The organism is Streptomyces sp. NPDC093984, from assembly GCF_044764595.1.
GTDB lineage: Bacteria > Actinomycetota > Actinomycetes > Streptomycetales > Streptomycetaceae > Streptomyces > Streptomyces cynarae.
The window spans coordinates 104360-122444 of record NZ_JBIWIM010000013.1; the positions used below are offsets into that span (position 1 = coordinate 104360).

At 69.7% G+C, this 18085-nt stretch carries 18 protein-coding genes; 6 read left to right on the plus strand and 12 right to left on the minus strand.

Going from position 1 to position 18085, the window contains the following annotated elements; translation table 11 throughout:
• Positions 1–2: 2 nt before the first annotated feature.
• The 10 genes from ACIRC0_RS33350 to ACIRC0_RS33395 all read right to left on the minus strand — a co-directional run bounded on the left by ACIRC0_RS33350 (position 3) and on the right by ACIRC0_RS33395 (position 11043).
• Complete coding sequence (locus ACIRC0_RS33350; protein WP_403623827.1) at positions 3–917, minus strand: carbohydrate ABC transporter permease; 915 nt, start codon at positions 915–917, stop codon at positions 3–5.
• 1 nt (position 918) lies between these two features.
• Positions 919–1875, minus strand: coding sequence for a carbohydrate ABC transporter permease (locus tag ACIRC0_RS33355; RefSeq protein WP_403623830.1), 957 nt, complete (start codon positions 1873–1875; stop codon positions 919–921).
• Between the two features lie 75 nt (positions 1876–1950).
• Positions 1951–3213 (minus strand): extracellular solute-binding protein, encoded by a 1263-nt coding sequence (locus tag ACIRC0_RS33360; RefSeq protein ID WP_403623833.1) that lies wholly within the window; start codon positions 3211–3213, stop codon positions 1951–1953.
• Between the two features lie 151 nt (positions 3214–3364).
• A complete protein-coding gene (locus ACIRC0_RS33365; protein WP_403623835.1) occupies positions 3365–4399 on the minus strand; it encodes a LacI family DNA-binding transcriptional regulator in 1035 nt (344 codons plus the stop codon).
• Between the two features lie 315 nt (positions 4400–4714).
• A complete protein-coding gene (locus tag ACIRC0_RS33370) occupies positions 4715–7105 on the minus strand; it encodes an ATP-binding cassette domain-containing protein (RefSeq protein WP_403623838.1) in 2391 nt (796 codons plus the stop codon).
• A gap of 453 nt (positions 7106–7558) precedes the next feature.
• On the minus strand, positions 7559–8215 hold the full coding sequence (folE, locus tag ACIRC0_RS33375; RefSeq protein ID WP_403623841.1) for a GTP cyclohydrolase I FolE: 657 nt from the start codon (positions 8213–8215) through the stop codon (positions 7559–7561).
• 1 nt (position 8216) lies between these two features.
• On the minus strand, positions 8217–8675 hold the full coding sequence (locus ACIRC0_RS33380; RefSeq protein WP_403623844.1) for a hypothetical protein: 459 nt from the start codon (positions 8673–8675) through the stop codon (positions 8217–8219).
• A gap of 71 nt (positions 8676–8746) precedes the next feature.
• A complete protein-coding gene (locus ACIRC0_RS33385; protein WP_403623847.1) occupies positions 8747–9295 on the minus strand; it encodes a DUF2231 domain-containing protein in 549 nt (182 codons plus the stop codon).
• Between the two features lie 321 nt (positions 9296–9616).
• Positions 9617–10156 (minus strand): DoxX family protein, encoded by a 540-nt coding sequence (locus tag ACIRC0_RS33390; RefSeq protein WP_403623963.1) that lies wholly within the window; start codon positions 10154–10156, stop codon positions 9617–9619.
• Between the two features lie 149 nt (positions 10157–10305).
• Positions 10306–11043 (minus strand): helix-turn-helix transcriptional regulator, encoded by a 738-nt coding sequence (locus ACIRC0_RS33395; RefSeq protein WP_403623850.1) that lies wholly within the window; start codon positions 11041–11043, stop codon positions 10306–10308.
• A gap of 227 nt (positions 11044–11270) precedes the next feature.
• On the opposite strand from ACIRC0_RS33395, the gene ACIRC0_RS33400 reads away from it, so the two are divergent.
• Both ACIRC0_RS33400 and ACIRC0_RS33405 read left to right on the plus strand, forming a co-directional pair.
• Positions 11271–12098: a ZIP family metal transporter gene (locus tag ACIRC0_RS33400; RefSeq protein WP_403623853.1), complete on the plus strand. Its 828-nt coding sequence runs from the start codon at positions 11271–11273 to the stop codon at positions 12096–12098.
• A gap of 420 nt (positions 12099–12518) precedes the next feature.
• Positions 12519–13157 carry a hypothetical protein gene (locus ACIRC0_RS33405; RefSeq protein WP_403623856.1) on the plus strand — a complete coding sequence of 213 codons (639 nt, stop codon included), beginning with the start codon at positions 12519–12521 and terminating at the stop codon, positions 13155–13157.
• 222 nt (positions 13158–13379) lie between these two features.
• On the opposite strand, the gene bla is transcribed toward ACIRC0_RS33405, so the two are convergent.
• Entirely contained in the window at positions 13380–14297 is a 918-nt protein-coding gene (gene bla, locus ACIRC0_RS33410) for a class A beta-lactamase (protein WP_403623859.1), read from the minus strand.
• A gap of 130 nt (positions 14298–14427) precedes the next feature.
• Here bla and ACIRC0_RS33415 point away from each other — a divergent pair, with 130 nt between their 5' ends.
• Positions 14428–15432 (plus strand): LysR family transcriptional regulator, encoded by a 1005-nt coding sequence (locus tag ACIRC0_RS33415; protein ID WP_403623861.1) that lies wholly within the window; start codon positions 14428–14430, stop codon positions 15430–15432.
• Complete coding sequence (locus ACIRC0_RS33420; protein ID WP_403623864.1) at positions 15429–16364, plus strand: serine hydrolase; 936 nt, start codon at positions 15429–15431, stop codon at positions 16362–16364. The genes ACIRC0_RS33415 and ACIRC0_RS33420 overlap by 4 nt, the downstream gene beginning before the upstream one ends.
• Positions 16365–16419: 55 nt before the next feature.
• Here ACIRC0_RS33420 and ACIRC0_RS33425 read toward each other — a convergent pair whose 3' ends face one another.
• Positions 16420–16791, minus strand: coding sequence for a hypothetical protein (locus ACIRC0_RS33425; RefSeq protein ID WP_403623867.1), 372 nt, complete (start codon positions 16789–16791; stop codon positions 16420–16422).
• Positions 16792–17042: 251 nt separating this feature from the next.
• Here ACIRC0_RS33425 and ACIRC0_RS33430 point away from each other — a divergent pair, with 251 nt between their 5' ends.
• Positions 17043–17540, plus strand: coding sequence for a hypothetical protein (locus tag ACIRC0_RS33430; RefSeq protein WP_403623870.1), 498 nt, complete (start codon positions 17043–17045; stop codon positions 17538–17540).
• Complete coding sequence (locus ACIRC0_RS33435; protein ID WP_403623873.1) at positions 17537–18046, plus strand: DinB family protein; 510 nt, start codon at positions 17537–17539, stop codon at positions 18044–18046. Before ACIRC0_RS33430 ends, ACIRC0_RS33435 begins: the two co-directional genes overlap by 4 nt.
• The last annotated feature ends 39 nt before the right edge of the window (positions 18047–18085 follow it).

Here is an 18085-nt window from a genome sequence, read left to right on the forward strand (position 1 = left end):
GGTCAGCCCTTGACGCCGCTTGAGGCGATGCTGTTGACGAAGGCCCGCTGGAAGGCCACGAACAGCGCGAGCACCGGCACGGTGATCATCGAGGCGTAGGCCATGATCTGGCCCCATGAGGGGTTGAGCTGGAAGAAGTACTGGATGCCGACCATGACGGGCCGCAGGCTCTCGCTCTGGACGACCATCAGCGGCCACAGGTAGGAGTTCCAGGCCGGCAGGAAGGTCAGGATGGCCACCGTGGCGACCGCCGGGCCGGACAGCGGCATGACGATGCGCCGGTAGATCCCGAACCAGCCCGCCCCATCGATGATCGCCGCTTCGTCGAGTTCCTTCGGGACGCTCTGGAAGTACTGATGGAACAGGAAGACGGAGAACGCGTTGGCCACGAAAGGCAGGATCTGCACCCGGTAGGTGTCCAGCCACCCTTCGGTCAGGGTGAGACGGAAGCCGTTCATCTGCAGCCAGGGCAGCTGGTTGACCCACCAGACCAACGGCAGGGCGAAGGTCTCGAACGGCACGATCAGCGTCGCGATGATCGCGGCGAGCACGACCTTCTTGCCGCGCCAGCGCATCCGTGACAGCGCGAACGCGGCGAGGCTGTTGACGAAGATGCCCAGGACCACGGTCACCGCGGAGACTCCGATGGAGTTGATCAGGAATCGGGTGGCCGGCACACGGTCGAAGACGCCCGCGTAGTTGTCCAGGGACACGTGGCCGACCGGCAGGAACGCCTTGACGCTGTCCAGGTCGCCGAAGATCTGCTGGTCCGGCTTGAGCGACGACACGAGCATGAACACGATCGGGAAGGCGAAGAACAGCGCGAGCAGGATGCGTGCCGCCTGCACGGCGAGCGGGCGCAACAGCGGCCTCCGGTGGTGGCCCGGACGTGCGGGGGCGGGGGATGCGGAGGTCATGTCAGTCCTTCTCCCGGGTGAGGAAGCGCTGGACGAGGGAGACCGCCAGCACCAGTACGAAGAAGACGAGGGAGATCGCGGACGCGTATCCGGTCTGCTGCTGCGCGTATCCGGTCTGTACGGCCTGGTAGACGACCGTGGTGGTGGAGTCCAGCGGCCCGCCTTGCGTCATCACGTTGATCTGGGCGAACAGGCTGAACGCCGCGATGGTGATGGTGATGAGCACAAAGGTGCGGGTGCTGCGCAGGCCGGGCCAGGTCACGTACCGGAAGCGCACCCAGCGGGTGGCGCCGTCGATGTCGGCGGCCTCGTACAGGTCCTGCGGAATGGTCTGGAGCCCGGCCAACCAAATGATCATATGGAAGCCGACGCCCTGCCAGACGGACATGAGGATGATGGCGGGCATGGCCGTGGAGGGGTTGTTCAGCCAGTCCGGTCCGTGCACGAGGCCGAGGGTGAGGTGGGAGATGAGGTGGTTGACCAGCCCGGTCCGTTGATACAGGAAGGTCCACAGGATGGAGACGACGACCATCGAGGTGACGACCGGGATGAAGTAGACGGTGCAGAAGAAGTTGACGCCCTTGACCTTGGCGTTCACGAGGAGGGCGAGGACGAGGGCCAGGCCGCCCTGTAGAGGGACGACGACGACGGCGAAGTAGAAGGTGTTCCGCAGCGACTTGTAGAACAGCGGGTCAGCCAGCAGGGTGCGGAAGTTCTGCAGGCCGGTGAACTGCGCCGGGACCGGGGAGACCAGACGGGCGTTGGTGAACGCCAGGGCGAAGGCCAGCACCACCGGGATGACGAAGAACAGCAGCAGGAGGAAGACGGCGGGGCCCACCATGCCGAGGGCGGCCAGGCTTTCCCTGCGCCGGGCGCGGAGACGGTTCGTGCGTCGGGCCGGTGGCCCACTGACGGCGGTGCGGGGGTGGGAGGACATCGAAGGCAACGTGGTGGTCATGGGACATCCAGGCAGGTACGTGCCCCGGCGGAGGCGGAGAGGAGGAGCCACGTCCGCCGGGACGGGCGGACGCGGTCAGTTGCCGTTCGTGTAGCGGTTGGTCGACAGGTTGTTGTCGATCTGGTTGACCGCCTGGTCGAGGGCGCCCTTGACGTCGGCGCCGGCCAGGATGTCCCGTGCGGTCTTCTCGAAGACCGTGGAGATGTACGGGTAGGCCGGGGTGACAGGCCGGACCAGTGCGAATTTCTGGGCTTCCTTCACCAGGAAGTTGAACCGCCCGCCCGACTCGTAGCCCTTCACCTGTTCCGCTGCCGCGTCGGTGGCGGGGATGGTGCCGGTGGCCTTGGCGAAGTCCACGAAGTATTTCGTCTGCCGGGAGAAGTTCAGATATGCCTCAGCGCCCGCCTTGTTGGAGCAGGTCGAGCTCATACCCCACTGCCAGGACGCTCCGCCGATCTTCGGCCCGTCGCCGAAGTCGGGGGGCGGCAGCATCAACAGGTCGTCGCCGAGCTTCTGGACGTTGGTCGCGGCGTCCCAGCTGCCGTCCCACTCGATGGCGCTCCTGCCGTTGAGGAAGTCGTCGTTGGGGCTGGTCCCCGACTTCTGCGGTGTGTACTTGTCCGTGACCAGCGAACGGAACCACTTGCCCCACTCGATGGCCTTGTCGCCGTTCAGCGCGCCCTTCGCAGTCTTGTAGCCCGAGCGGTCGATCAGGTCTGCGCCGAAGCTCTGCAGGAACGGGGAGAAGGCGTACGGCCACCACTCACCGGTGCCTCCCGTCTGCAGATCCAGCGGATAGGCGAACTTCCCGCTCGCCTTCAGTTTGGCCAGTGCTGCCATGAACTCGCCCTTGGTCCACGGCTTGTCGAGAGTCGGGATCCGTATGCCGTACTTCGTCAGCACCGACTTGCGCGCGAACATCGTCAGCGCCACGTCGTAGAAGCCGAACGCATACGTCTTGCCCTGATACGTGCCGACCGTGCTGGGCAGCTGGTCCGACACGGCGACCTGCCCCTTGGACAGGTCCAGCGGAGCGAGGTAGCCGCCCCAGGCCCAGTTCGGCACGTTGGGCCCGTCGACGTCGAGGAGGCACGGCAGCTTCTTGGCGGAGGCCGCCGCCACCACCGAGCCGTTGTAGGAACCCTGAGGGAACGCCTGGATCTTGACCTTGTAGGTGTTCTGGCTCGCGTTGAAGTCCTTGACGACCTGCTGGACGACCCTGTACTCGGCGGCGTTGCCGGCGTTGTGCGTCCACAGGGTCAGTGTGTTGCCGTCGGCGCCCGACGAGCCGGCGCCGCCGGTACCGCCGCAGCCGGCGACGAGCACCGTCGCGGTCACAGCGGCTAGACTCGCCACAGCGAGGCGCCTGGTTCTCGATTTCACTGGGTTCACTGGGGTCCTCCATTTTCAAAGGGCACGGTCCTGCCAGACCGTGCCGGCGGCCGGTGACGCGGCCGCCTGTATCGGTGGTGCTTCGCCGTCTCCGGGGTCAGAGTCGGGGCGGCGAAGCGACCGATGCCCGTGCCACCAGCGGGCAGGGCAGCATCTCTTGAGTGACCGGACCAGGCTCCTGGCCGGGTGCACCCGTGAGCGCCAGCAGTTGCGCGACTGCGCGCGCCCCCATCTCGTAGTGCGGCAGGGCGACGGTGGTCAGCCCGGGGAACAAGCCGTCACAGATCAGCTCCTGGTCGTCGAAGCCGATCACCGACAGGTCCGCGGGGATCGACAGCCCCAGTTCGGCGGCGGCGTGGTAGGCGCCCATCGCCATCCGGTCGGCGAAGCAGAACAGCGCGGTGGGCCGCGGTGTCGCCCTCAGCAGCGCAAGCGCCGCGCGGTAGCCGCCCGCGGCGTCGGAGGTCTCGGCCACCACCAGCTGCGGGTCATGGGTGATGCCGGCTTCGGCGAGGGCGCGCCGGTATCCCTCGAGGCGTCCGTGGGTGGCCGGGATGTCGTCGACGTTGGTGACGAAGCCGATCCGGCGATGGCCATGGCGCACCAGTTCACGCACCGCCGTGTAGCCGCCCTGGACCTCGTCGGGCACCACCGAGGGCACGGACAGATCGTCCGAGCGTGCGTCCAGCAGCACGGTGGGCACCGTGCGAAGCCGCTCCGGCACCTCGACGACCCGGTGGTACATCGACGCGTACAGCACTCCGTCGACCTGGCGCTGCAGCAGCAGGTCGATCTCCTTGCGCTCCAGTTCCGGGTCGCCGCCGGTGTTCAGCATGAGCAGCAGCAGGCCGTGCTCCGCGGCGGCGTCCTGCGCCCCGAGAATGATCCGCCCGGCGTGCGGGGTGGTGGCGATCTGGTCACTGACGAAGCCGACGGTGTTCGACCGCTTCAGCCGCAGCCCCCGCGCCAGGCCGTTGGGCGCGTACCCCAGCCTGCGGGCCGTCTCGACAACGCGCTGCCGGGTCTCGGGATTGATCCGCTTGCCTTCGACCTCGTTCAGGATGTGGGAGACGGTCGTGACCGAGACCCCGGCGGCCGCCGCCACATCTTTGATCCCGACCCGCCTGCCCATGCTGTGCCCAATCGTTTTGGCAAGTGATTGCGGGATGAGATTGCTCCCCTGGAGCCGCACCTGTCAACGCTTCGTTACGAACTCGTGGCCGTGCGATGTCGCCGATGCGTTCCCCGCACGGCTCGGTCCGAGGCGGACACGCGCGGCGTCGGCGAAAGAACGCCGCACTGGCCGCCGCCGGGAAGGTCGGGCAGGTGGTGCCCGTGCGGCGGCCAGAGGCGTCTGTGCGATCGCGAACTCGCGGGATCGGTGACAGCCGGGCAGATGTGAAAGGAGGAGAGAGAGTCCGTCTCCCGGTGTCCGCGAGCGCCCCGCTCAGTGGCCGACGTAGTCCGCGAGGTGCTCGCCGGTGAGCGTGGAGCGGGCGGCGACGAGGTCGGCGGGGGTGCCCTCGAAGACGATGCGGCCGCCGTCGTGGCCGGCGCCGGGGCCGAGGTCGATGATCCAGTCGGCGTGCGCCATGACGGCCTGGTGGTGCTCGACGACGATGACCGACTTGCCGGAGTCGACGAGCCGGTCGAGCAGCCCGAGCAGCTGCTCGACGTCGGCGAGGTGCAGGCCGGCGGTCGGCTCGTCGAGCACGTAGACGCCGCCCTTCTCGGCCATGTGGGTGGCCAGCTTGAGCCGCTGCCGCTCGCCGCCGGACAGGGTGGTGAGGGGCTGGCCGAGGGTGAGGTAGCCGAGCCCGACGTCGGCGAGCCGGTGCAGGATGGCGTGCGCGGCCGGCGTCCGCGCCTCGCCTGCGCCGAAGAACTCCTCGGCCTCGGCCACCGGCATCGCGAGCACCTCGCTGATGTCGCGGCCGCCGAGGTGATACTCCAGCACCGATGCCTGGAACCGCTTCCCCTCGCACTCCTCGCAGGTGGTGGCGACACCGGCCATCATCGCCAGGTCGGTGTAGATGACGCCGGCGCCGTTGCAGGTGGGGCAGGCGCCCTCGGAGTTGGCGCTGAACAGTGCTGGCTTCACACCGTTGGCTTTGGCGAACGCCTTGCGGATCGGGTCGAGGAGTCCCGTGTACGTCGCCGGGTTGCTCCGCCGGGAGCCGCGGATCGCGCTCTGGTCGATCGACACCACACCCGCGCCGGCGGGGATCGACCCGTGGACGAGGGAGCTCTTGCCGGAGCCGGCGACGCCGGTGACGACCACCAGCACCCCGAGGGGGACGTCGACGTCGACGCCCTGCAGGTTGTGCGTCGTCGCGCCGCGGATCTCCAGAGTGCCGGTGGGCTTGCGCACCGTGTCCTTGAGCGCGGCCCGGTCGTCGAAATGGCGGCCCGTGATGGTGCCGCCGGCACGCAGGCCCTCGACGGTGCCCTCGAAGCAGACGGAGCCGCCCGCCGTACCGGCGCCCGGCCCGAGGTCGACGACGTGGTCGGCGATCGCGATCACCTCCGGCTTGTGCTCCACGACGAGCACGGTGTTGCCCTTGTCCCGCAGCCGCAGCAGCAGGTTGTTCATCCGCTGGATGTCATGGGGGTGCAGGCCTGTGGTGGGCTCGTCGAAGACGTAGGTCACGTCGGTGAGTGGGGAGCCGAGGTGGCGGATCATCTTGACGCGCTGCGCCTCGCCGCCCGACAGCGTGCCCGACGGCCGGTCGAGCGAGAGATAGCCGAGGCCGATCTCCGCGAACGAGTCGAGCGTGTGCTGCAGCTTCGCGAGCAGCGGGGCCACCGACGGCTCGCCCAGGCCGCGGACCCACTCCGCCAGGTCGCTGATCTGCATCGCACAGGCGTCGGCGATGTTGATCCCCTTGATCCTCGACGACCGGGCCGCCTCGCTCAGGCGGGTGCCACCGCAGTCGGGGCAGGCGGTGAAGGTGACCGCCCGGTCCACGAACGCCCGGATGTGCGGCTGCATCGCCTCCCGGTCCTTGGCGAGGAACGACTTCTGGACCCGAAGGATCAGCCCCTCATAGGTCATGTTGATGCCGCTGATCTTCATCCTGGTCGGCTCGTGGTGGAGGAAGTCGTGCAGCTCCGTCTCGGTGTAGTCGCGGATCGGCTTGTCCGGGTCGAGGAGACCCGAGTCCTTGTAGAGCCGCATGTTCCAGCCGCCCGCGTTGTAGCCGGGGATCGTGAGCGCACCCTCGGCGAGCGACTTGGTCTCGTCGTAGAGCTGGGTGAGGTCGATGTCGGTGACCGTGCCCCGCCCTTCGCAGCGCGGGCACATGCCGCCGGTGATCTGGAAGTCGCGCCGCTCCTTCACGGTCTTCCCGCCGCGCTCGATGGTGACCGCGCCCGCCCCGCTGATCGAGGCGACGTTGAAGGAGAACGCCTGGGGCGAGCCGATGTGCGGCTGCCCGAGCCGGCTGAAGAGGATGCGCAGCATCGCGTTGGCGTCGGTCGCGGTGCCGACCGTGGAGCGGGGGTCGGCACCCATGCGCTGCTGGTCGACGATGATCGCGGTGGTCAGCCCGTCGAGGACGTCGACGTCGGGCCGGGCAAGCGTCGGCATGAAGCCCTGCACGAAGGCGCTGTAGGTCTCGTTGATCAGCCGCTGCGACTCGGCGGCGATCGTGTCGAACACCAGAGAGCTCTTGCCCGAGCCGGAGACGCCGGTGAACACCGTCAGCCGGCGCTTCGGTATCTCGACGCTGACGTCCTTCAGATTGTTCTCGCGCGCGCCGTGCACGCGGATCAGATCGTGGCTGTCGGCGACGTGCGGCGCAGGCGACTGCGTGTCCGTCCTCGTGGCCATGCTCATGGTGTCTCCATCTGTCGGGCGGGCCGCCTTCGCGGTCTCCGTGGGGATCGCCTGGCTCGATCAGACCGGCTTCGAGCGTAACGGCCGGCCATCCCTGTGCCGGGCCGATCGGCGGGGCCGACCGTGACCAATGCATCCCGCCGTAGGTCCTACGTCGTCGCAATCCTCGAAGGAATGCTGGAATCCGTGGAGGTCACCTTAGGCGGGCCTCGGTGACCGGCGCTTCTCGAATCCTGATCGGTCACGATGGCCGGCCGACACTTCCGGGCCGTGGGGGGAGAGGCCGGAGCAGATCGGGGCAACACCGGTACCTCATGGTGGGTGGGGCGGCGCCGGCCCCAGCGCACGACCGAGCGGGGGCGACTGAGCCGCATATCCGGAGACGCGGCATATCCGGAGACATCGCGTATCGGGAGACGTCGCGTATCAGGCGACGTCACGTGTCGGGGGACGTCACGAGGCAACCCCGGTCAGGGCGAGGAATTCGCTTCGGGAGCGGGCGTCGGAACGCAGCAGCCCGAGCAAGGTCGAGGTCATGGTGCTGGAGCCGGTGGCCTGGACGCCGCGCAGGGTCATGCAGGTGTGCTCGGCCTCGATCACCACACCGACGCCCTTGGGTTCCAGGTGGGTCTGCAGCCAGTCGGCGACCTGCTTGGTGAGGCGTTCCTGGACCTGTGGGCGGCACGCGAAGTGCTCCACGACACGGGCCAGCTTGGACAGGCCGAGAATCCGGCCGCCGGGCAGGTAGCCGACGTGCGCGGTGCCGACGAACGGCAGCAGATGGTGCTCGCACACCGACCGGACGGGGATGCGGCGTGCCAGGACGAGTTCGTCGTAGCCCTCGTCGTTGGGGAAGGTGGTCAGGTCGAAGGGGCGGGGGCTGAACAGTTCGGCATACGCGCGGGCCATCCGGCCGGGCGTGCCGCGCAGGCTCTCCGAAGCGGTGGAGACACCGAGGGCCTTGAGGAACTGGCCGGCCGCCTCTTCCGCGGCGGCCAGGTCGATACCGCCGGGTTCGTGGACCACCCGCAGAGCGCGCTCTGCGGGTGCCGCTTCTTCCTGGTCGTGGGGGTGTATTCGGGAGGTGACGTGGGAGACGAGGTCGGTCATGTCAGCTGCCGCCGATACCGAGGGCGGTGAGCAGGACCAGGACGAGGGTGACCACGGCGAGCAGGCCGTGTGCCAGCACCACCGGCAGTGGGAAGTGCCGTTCGGCGGGGACCGCCCCGTCGGCTCCTTGAGCGGTTGCGGCCGCTGGTGTGGCCGTAGCCGTGGCGCGGTCGCGGTAGACGGGGATCCAGCGGGCCAGCATCACGAACCCCAGCAGGGCGACCGGCAGGAGCAGACCGAAGGCGGTCCAGGCCAGGGCGCTCTTGTCGGCCACGACATAGATGATCCACACCACCAGTCCGATCGCGGCCAGGGCGAAGTGCCCGAAGATCACCGGTGCGGGCAGGCGGCTGGCGCCGGACTGCTGCTGCCGGACTCCGCCCCGTTGGATCCAGGTACCGAGCATGTAGAAGCCGCCGAGGGCGGTGACCACCCAAGCGATGAGCGCGGCGATGTCCATGGAGAACTCCCTGATGGTGAAGGGACGATGAGGTCGGAGGACCGGTCGGCGCCCAGGGCGCGCGGGCAGGGTCAGACGCGGGAGCCGACGTCCCGCCTGCTGCGGCCGGCCGTATATCCCTCGGCCTGGGTGCTCTCGTCGGCAACCCGTACGCCGTAGCGGTAGGCGAGCTTGCCCCCCAGAAATCCCGAGACCCCCAGGACCGCGAGGCTGACCGCGGACAGGACGAGCCGGCCGAGGCCGACACTCCCGCCGTCTGTGTAGTCGCCGTGCCGCCACAGGAAGTTGACGGCGTAGGCCGCGGTCACCAGCAGGTTCAGCGTCATGTGGATCAGGGCGGTGCGAAAGGCCCGGGTGCCGGCGGGGATCGCGAACAGGTCGAGGAACCCGACCATGGCCGCCAGTAGCGCCCCGATCACCCCCACCCCGATCAACCACTCCGAGCCCTGGGTCAGGAATCCCGGACGGTCGACGACGTGAGAGGCGACGTCGAACGCCAGGCTGGCCACCCAGGCACCGATCGGCACCGTGACCAGGATCGGGTGGAACGGATGGCCGTACGGGCCGGCGAGCGAAGCGCTGACCGGACGCTTCGCCGGAAGCTGGGACTCACTGGTCATCGCGACACCTCCTATTTCACCAACAAATCTTGGTCTTATTGAGGCCAGGTCGTCAAGACACCCAGACCGCGTGAGGTGAGAGGAACGTCTGTGCGCATACGGACTGCAGGGCAGCGGGGCCTGCGGCTCCTCACCGATCGCCACCGATGCCGCCATCGACCCCGTCAGCTTTCTGCGCGCGCGAACGGCCGGTGTGCGGAGGCGTCGAGGTTCCAGCTGGTCGGAGCGCGCGTCGGACGGCGTGGTCGGGGCTGACGCCGCCACCCGCGGACCGGACTCGAGCTTCCGCTCGCGGGTTGCAGGTGACGGCTGCCCGGAGACTCAGAGGCTGAGCGTGATGGCGGCAGCGATTCCGCCCAGGCCCAGGGCGAAGGCACCCTCGGCCCAGCCGCCCGCACCCCAGCGGAAGAGCCGGTCGATGGCCAGCCGCCCGGGGCCGATGGCGGCGACGGCCAGGGCGACGACGGCGATGCAGACGCTGTACTCCACGCCGCCGTCGGTCTCCCACAGGCCGTGGGCGCCGGTCACGGTCGCCATGGCATTGATCATCACGCCGATGAGGGCGGCGGCCGCGAGCGGGGTGAGCAACCCCACGGCCAGACCGAGGCCGCCGAGGAACTCGGACAGACCGCAGATCGTGGCGAAGACCTTTCCCGGGCGGTAACCGAGGGTGGAGAACCCCTGCCCGGTCGCGGTCAGGCCCTTGCCGCCGAAGAGCCCGAACAGTTTCTGGGCGCCGTGCCCGGCCATCAGCAGTCCGAAGGTCAGCCTGATGAGCAGGAGTCCGAAGTCGGACGCGGATGACCTCGCTGTGACGGTGTGCCGCACTGCCGGTTCCGCGGGAGCCGAAGCCCGGCGCATATGACTCTTCGTAATCATGAGATGCTCCCGTGAGCACGTACGGGGGGTGCCTCCCCGGCCGGACCCGGCGTCGGGTCCCCCGGCCGACGACGGACAGCCACACGGCATCGACGAAGGATGCTCCGGGCGCAGGCCGTCCTGCCGCCGGCTCACCGCGCGCAGGCGGTTCCCGGTGCCGACGGGCCGTCTGACACGCCGTCCGCGCGCAGTTCGACGCAACAGGCGTCGGGTCGCGGGGCGAGCACCGCTGTGGTCTTGTCGCTTCCCAGACCGTGCAGATAGCCGGCCAGGAAAGCCTGGTTGACGGCACAGACCAGTTCCGGAGCCTTGGCCGCCAGGGGGTGGAAGGGGCAGTTGCGCAGCCGCAACAGGGCGGGAGCGGCACGCTCCGGCTCGTACCCGAACTCCTCGAGTGTGTCGGCGGCCAGGCTCAGCCCCCGCTCGGCGCCGAGCCGTCCGGGGCGAGTCCGTGTGCGTTCGGCGCCGCCCAGGGTCTCCCCACGCCGGTATGCCACGCGGAGCGCGGCGTCACGGGCGGATTCGGCCTCGGTCTCCGTCAGGACGGCCTCGGTCAGGACGTCGGCGAGCATTCCGTAGCGACGCTCGGGGATGCTCACCGAGACGGCATCGGCCACCGGCTCGTAGACCTTGGGCCTGCGGCCGACCTTGCGGATGTCGATGGGGGATTCGTAGTGGGCGTGGAGCAGGCCGACCGCCACCATCTTGTCCAGGTGGAACGCGGCCAGCTTGCGGGAGATCCCGACGCTGTCGGCCACCTCCTCGCGCGTGACCGGGCGCCGCTCCTGCCGGATGAACTCGAACATGCGGCGGCGCAGATCGTCGCCGAGGGCGGCGAGGGTGGTCAGCGAGGTGTGATCCAGTCCCACGGCTCCATCATATCGCCAAGGAGATTAGGTGAAACCACCGAAATCCCGCTTACTTCGTTGAGGATCACCCTGTGTTGGTACCGGCGGGGGGAGGGTGCGAACAGCCTGCCGCACCACTCGGTAATGACATCGCCAAGCTTCTTTGAAGTCGGCCTCCGGGAGTTGTTAGGTAAGGCTCGCCTGACTTATGTTCAGCGCGTCCCCGCACGTCAGACCGGAGCTTCCCCATGTCCAGCGCGAACATCGCCCTGCTCGGCGCGATCGCAGGCTTCACCATCTACCTCGGCCTCCCGATCGGCCGCCTGCGCACCCCCACCCCCCGTCTCAAGGCGGCCCTGAACGCCGTGGCCATCGGCATCCTGACCTTCCTCGTGTGGGATGTGCTCACCCATGCCTGGGAACCGGTCGACGAGGCGCTGGGCAAGCACGAGTGGGCAACGGTCGCGTCCGGGGGCGCCACCCTGGCCGCGGGCCTGACGATCGGACTCGCCGGGCTCGTGCACTACGACGCCTGGATCACCCGCCGCCGGACCGCCGCCGCACGGCCCGCGGGGCCCGGTGCCGCCGCCACTGCCGAACTGGCACCCAGGACACGCAGCCAGGCCGGCTCCCTCGCGCTGATGATCGCCACCGGCATCGGCCTGCACAACTTCGCCGAGGGCCTGGCCATCGGCAACTCCGCCGCCAAGGGCGAACTCTCCCTCGCGCTCCTGCTGATCATCGGGTTCGGCCTGCACAACGCCACCGAGGGCTTCGGCATCGTCGCCCCCCTGGCCGCCGAGGACGAACGCCCCTCATGGCCCACCTTGCTGTGGCTCGGCCTGATCGGCGGCGGCCCCACCTTCCTCGGCACACTCGTCGGTCAGCACCTGGTCGACGACACCCTGTCGATCGCCTTCCTCGGCCTTGCCGCCGGGTCGATCCTCTACGTGGTCATCGAACTGCTGGCCGTCGCCCGCAGGACCGGCCTCAAGACCCTCACCACCTGGTGCATCCTGCTGGGTCTTCTCCTCGGCTTCGCCACGGACGCGGTCGTCACCGCCGCCGGCGCCTGAACCCACTGGCCGTGCACCCGGCGTCCAGGCCCGCCCTGCTCGCATCCCCGTAGCCTCCATCCGGGGGCACGGCCCCACTGCGGTCAGGTCCGATCCGGTCTGGTCCGATCCGGTCCGGTCCGGTCCGGTCCGGACCGAACCGGACCGGTCCGGACCGTCGGCGTCTAAGTCTGGCCGTATCGCTGCGGACGCTCGGGCGTGAAACAGCAGCCTCGATGGAGTCGTGACTTGGGAGGGGTGGCCGGCGCCGTTCCGCCGAACAGGTCCGCGCGGTGAGGGGGCTTGTCCGGCCACCTCATCAGGCACGATGCGGCGATGACGGGACCGCTGGTGAATGCGCTGGGTGACCGATCGGTTGCACAGGGACACGAGTTCTTACACGGTGGGCTCAAGATCCGACGTTCACCGAAAGGAACACCCATGTTCGGTCTGCCCACACGACGTACCGCTTGCACTGTGCTCTGCGCCGCCTTCCTGGTCGGCATCGCCGGCCCCGTGGCAGTGGCGGGCGACTCGGCCGGCGAGCGCAGCCACGCGGCTTCTCCGCGCACACCCGTCGCCGGCGCGGACGCGCTTCTCGCACAGCTCAAGAGCCTTCGTGACCCCCGGCTCGCCCCGGTCGCCGACCTTGCGAACGCCGTACTGGAGGCCGACAACGGCCGACTGCCCGCCGCCGAGGCCAGGAGGCTCGGCAGCGCCGCGCAGGACGCCCTCGCCCAGCTCCGGGCACAGACGTCGGCGGCTGTGGCCGCGGATCCGGCGAGCGATGCGCTGGCCGCCTTGCAGAAGGCGATCGACGACCTTGTGCAGGCGATCGGCTCCGGCGACGCCGACCAGGTGTCTGCGGCGGTCGCCGCCTTCGTGACAGCCCTGAACAACTACATCGAGGCGGTGCTGAACGGCAGCGGTCTGCCCACGCCGACGCCGACCCCCACGCCGACTCCTACGCCCACGCCAACCCCCACGGCCACCCCGACCGCCACGCCGAGCCCGACTCCCACCCCGACCGTGCCCCTGCCTCCGCCGCCGAGCACCTCGGCCTCCGCGTCAGCCTCCTAGGCCATCTCGTTCCCGACACGCTGACGGACAGTTTGCCTTCGGCATCGTGAGGTGCCGGCCCTGAGGAGCGGTGCCGGCGGCCGCGGTGGGGACGTCGGACGCCGGCACCGCGAAGCGTGCACCGTGGTGAGTTCGTTCAGGTCGTAACAGAGTAACTGCCGCATGGCGCCCCCGCATCGGGGCGACCGTCGCGCCCTGAACCGTTGGGAGCGGGGCAGTACGTCACTCGCCCGTGGCGAGGGTGCGCGCCAGAATGCGGGCCGCTGAGGCGATCAGCGTGTTGTCGACCGGGGCGTCCTGTGTGGCCTTCGACGACAGCACGGCCAGCACGATCGGCGTGTTCCTCCTCGTCCAGGCCACGCCGATGTCGTTGGCGGTCGCGTAGTCACCTGTGCCCGTCTTGTCCGCGACGACCCAGTCCCGCGGCAGCCCGGCGCGGAACCGCTCGCCGCTGGTGGTGTTGCCCTCGAGCCAGGTGACGAGTTGCCGGCGATCGGTGTCGCCCAGTGCCCTGCCCAGCGTCAGCCCTTCGAAGCTCCTGCCGATCGCCTCCGGTGTGGTGGTGTCGCGCAGGTCGCCGGGGACGGCGGTGTTCAGGGCGGTTTCCCAGCGGTCGAGCCGGCTCACCGGATCGCCGACCGAGCGGAAGAACCGGGTGAGGCCGGCCGGCCCGCCGATCTGGCGCAGCAGGAGGTTCCCGGCCGTGTTGTCGCTGTACTGGATGGCGGCCGCGCACAGGTCGCCCACCGTCATGCCGGTGTCGACGTGCTGTCCGGAGATCGGAGAGTTGGGCAGCAGGTCCGCCGGTGGGTAGTGGATCACCTCGTCCAACGGCGAGCAGCGATCGTCGTCGCGCAGGATCGCCGCCGCGGTGAACGCCTTGAACGTCGAGCACATCGCGAACCGCTCCTGCGCCCGGTGGGCCACGACCTGCCCGGTGCGGACGTTCCGGGCGTACACGCCGAGGCGGGCGGCGTACCGCTGCTCGAGATCACGCAACTCGCCTTCGGGGCCGCGCAGTCCGGCGCGCTCCGTCGCCGATGCGGCCGACGCCGTCACGGCGGGCAGGAGTACGGCTGTGGAAACGGCGACGCCGGCCTTGAACAGGCCGCGCCGCGGCAGAGGGGTGCCTTTGGTCATGCGCAGAGTTCTCCTGGTGGGTCCGTCGTCGATTCCTCGAAGCTTCGACGGGGCCAGCGAAGCAGCGGAAGGCCATTCATGTCCAAGAGGGAACTTTCAGGGCTGCATTACTTATTGATATGACTGCAGCGTGGATCTGTTGGCGCATCTCGAGGCGTACGTCGCGGCCGTCGAGGAGGCGAGCTTCTCGCGGGCGGCCGATCGGCTCGGGATTGCCCAGCCCCTGCTGAGCCGGCGTATCAAGACGTTGGAGACGCACTTCGGCAGCCTGCTGTTCGATCGTTCGCGGCGGCAGGTGGCGACCACCGAGTTCGGCGTACTCCTCCTGCCGTACGCCCAGGACGTACTGGACCGCGCCCAGCGGCTGCGGCACGTCGCGCGATCGGTCCGGCAGTCGGCGGTATGTGCCGTCGGAGTCCCGGGGGACTGCGGCCCGGCGGCGCTGGCGCGCATCATCCGTGCCGGCGCCGAGCACGGCACCACGCTGCGCGTGCACGAGCTGCCGCCACAGGAACGGGAGGCCCGTCTGGCCGACGGATCGCTGGCGTACGCGTTGCTGCGCGTTCCCCCGGAGAGCGCCGCGCTCCGTGTGCCGCTCGGCCTCGCGTCGGCGCCGGACGCGCCCGACGAGATGTACGACGGCGCGGCCGAGGCCCGGCAGCGGCCTCGTCCGCGCACGCTCCACCTGGAGGACCTGCGGCCTCGCCGCGGCCGCGACGCGACGCACAAGCAGCGGTCCGTGGTTCCGATCCTCACCATGGCAGAGGACCGACTCCCTTACGCGGAGGACCGGCTGTGTCGGGCGGCCGCGAGGGCCGGGCTCCCGGAAGGTCTGGTGCGTCCGGCCGGACCGGTGGCGACCGCGCTCGCCGAGACCCTCGCCGGGAGGGTGACGCTGCTGTGTACCGAGGCGTTCGCGCGGCGTCACGGGGCACGTTGGGCGCCGCTGGGCGACACCTCGCTGCACCGGGGATACGACCCGGGCGCCGGACCACGTCAGCGTGGCGGGGTGCCCGTGCCGGACTGGCTGGTGCCGCTGCTGGCAGCCGCGGTCGGTGCCACGACCGGGCCGCACACGGCACCGTCCGTGGCCGGGGGCGAGGATGCTTCGCCGCGACTGGCGGCGCGCGGATGAGGGCCCGCCCGCAGTACCGCCCTGCCTGTGTCGCCGACGACGGTGACCTCCTCGACGTCGCCGAGGCGATCGCCGCGGACTGGGCGGCCCTTGGTGTCCGCGGGTCCTTCCTCGCCCGGCGGATCGACACCGGCGAGCAGCTCGGCTTCGACGTCGATGAACCGGTGCCGCTCGCCTCGGTGGTCAAGGTCCCGCTCGCCCTCGTCGCGCTGGACCGGATCGCGACCGGGGAACTCGATCCGGCACGGCCGGTCGTCGTCGACCCGGCCACCAGCAGCGTCGGAGCCACGGGTCTCGCGGCGTTCCGGTACCCGGCCACCGTGGCCGTCGGCGACCTGCTCCTGATGATGCTCTCGGTGAGCGACAACGCGAGCGCTGACGCAGTGTTCGATCTGGTTCCGATCGAGGACGTCGACGCCCGTCTGCGCGCATGGGGGTGTTCGGGCATCCGGGTGCGGCATCGGCTGAACAGGATGTACGAGTGCGCTGCGGGTGCCGCCGGCAACGATTTCTCACTCGCCTTGGAACTGGCCGTCCGCGACGACCGCTCGGGGCGGCACACCATCGAGACACTGGATCCGGCCTACGCCAACGTCGGCACCGCCACAGCACTCGTCGATCTGCTGGAGCGCGTGTGGCGGGACGGGATCGCCCATCCCGAGGCGACCGCCGAACTGCGCCGGCTGATGGGACTACAGGTTTTCACGCAGCGGCTGGCGAGCGAACTGCGCGCGGACACACTCCGGATGAGCGGCAAGACGGGCACCTTCCTTCACCTGCGGCATGAGATCGGCGTGGTGGAGGCCGAATCCGGTGACCAGGTGGCGATGGCCGCGCTCACCCGGTCCGACCGCCGGGCCGGCCTGGCGCCGGACATCGACCTCGCGATCGGAACCGGCGCACGGCGCGCCTTCGAGGCGCTGCGCCGCTGAAAACGGGCTGCAAACCATGGCGAACCAGATGCGCGCCAGTTGGCGGGGGAGCGCTTCAGCCGGCGAGTCGATCCGCGGAAGTCAGCCACCGCCAGCGTCGACGCTCCGTGACGAGGGTGGCGGCAGCCAACAGGGTCACGGGGACCGCAACCCAGGCGGGCCAGGCCAGCCACGAGGAGACCACGGCCGCGACAAGCTGGAGCAGCACCAACAGGATCGTCGCCCAGCCCGGCGCCGCGATGATCACGTGGGCCTTGTCCCCCGGAGTGGCGAAGAGCGTGGGAAGGCCGATCAAGGCCACCACGGACAGGGCGGCAAGCGGCCAGGATCGGCCGGCCAGAGCCCAGGGTGTGGCCACCCATGCGACGAGTTCCGCAGCGAAGCGCAGAGCGGACGCGATGCGGTCGTCCGGTCGTGTCGAGGTCATCTCATCACCAGCAGCATCGGTCACCTGCGGACGATCTCACGGCCCGCGGCAGGCCCGCCAGGGGGCGGCGTCGCCGCCGCATCATCCGCTGCCTCGTGAGCCGTCGGCGCACGCGGCCCCCGCGTCCGGTCGTCCGGTGCTCTGACCGGGAAGGTGGGTTGGCACGTGCTCGGCCAGGCGTTGTCGTACCCCCGGTGTAATGTCCAGGCCGGTAGTCAGGCTCATGCTCTGCGGTTGACGGAGGCGCGGGGATGACGGGTACGACAGGCGAGCCCGTGGTGGCGGTGTCCCGGCGCATCGGGGCCCCGGCGGGGGAGATCTTCCGGATCCTGGCGGACCCCGGACGGCACCCGGACCTCGACGGCTCGGGGATGCTACGTGGTGGCGTCTGCGGTGCCGTAATCTCGGGCGTCGGTGACGTCTTCGTGATGCGGATGCACTACGAGCGCTATGGCGACTACGAGATGAACAACCACGTCGTCGAGTACGAGCCGGACCGCCGCATCGGCTGGGAGCCGAGACCCGGTCGCGGGCACCCGGACGCCTCCAGGCCCGGGGCCGTGTGGGGCCACCGGTGGATCTTCGACCTGGTCCCGCACGGAGCCGGGGCGACGGTCGTGACCGAGATCTTCGACGGTTCGCGTCTGCCGGAGGACAAACGCGTGGAAGTGGACAGCGGGCGCGCCTGGTGGCAGACGCAAGTGGCGAGCACCCTGGAACGCCTCGCCGAACTGTGCGCCGCCCGGTGAACGCCGAACTCGACGCCCTCAAGGGCGCTTTGGACCGCCAGCGCGAACACGTCCTCGGAATCCTCGAAGGGCTCTCGGCGGACGATCTGCGGCGGCCGGTGCTGCCCAGCGGCTGGAGCTGCCTGGCATTGCTGCGCCACCTCACCCTGGATGTCGAACGCTTCTGGTTCCAGGGGGTGATCGCGGGCGAGCCGGATGTGGCTGGACAGCTCACGGCGGGCACGGAGACGCACTGGTACGTACCCGAGGGGATGAGTGTCGAGGAGGTCTTCGCCGACTACCGGGCGGCCATCGCGCTCGCGGACGCGGTGCTCGCCGCCGCCACGCCCGAACAGGAGCCCGCCGCCTGGCCCGTGGAGATCTGGCCGACCTGGCGACTGCCTGACGTGCGGCACATCCTGATCCACGTGGTCACCGAAGTCGCCTGCCACAGCGGCCACTTGGACGCGGTCCGAGAACTGATCGACGGCACCACGTGGCTCGGCGGCAACCCCTACGTCGGATAGGGGGTGTCCGTCCGGGGTCAGACCTCGACCCGCGCAGGA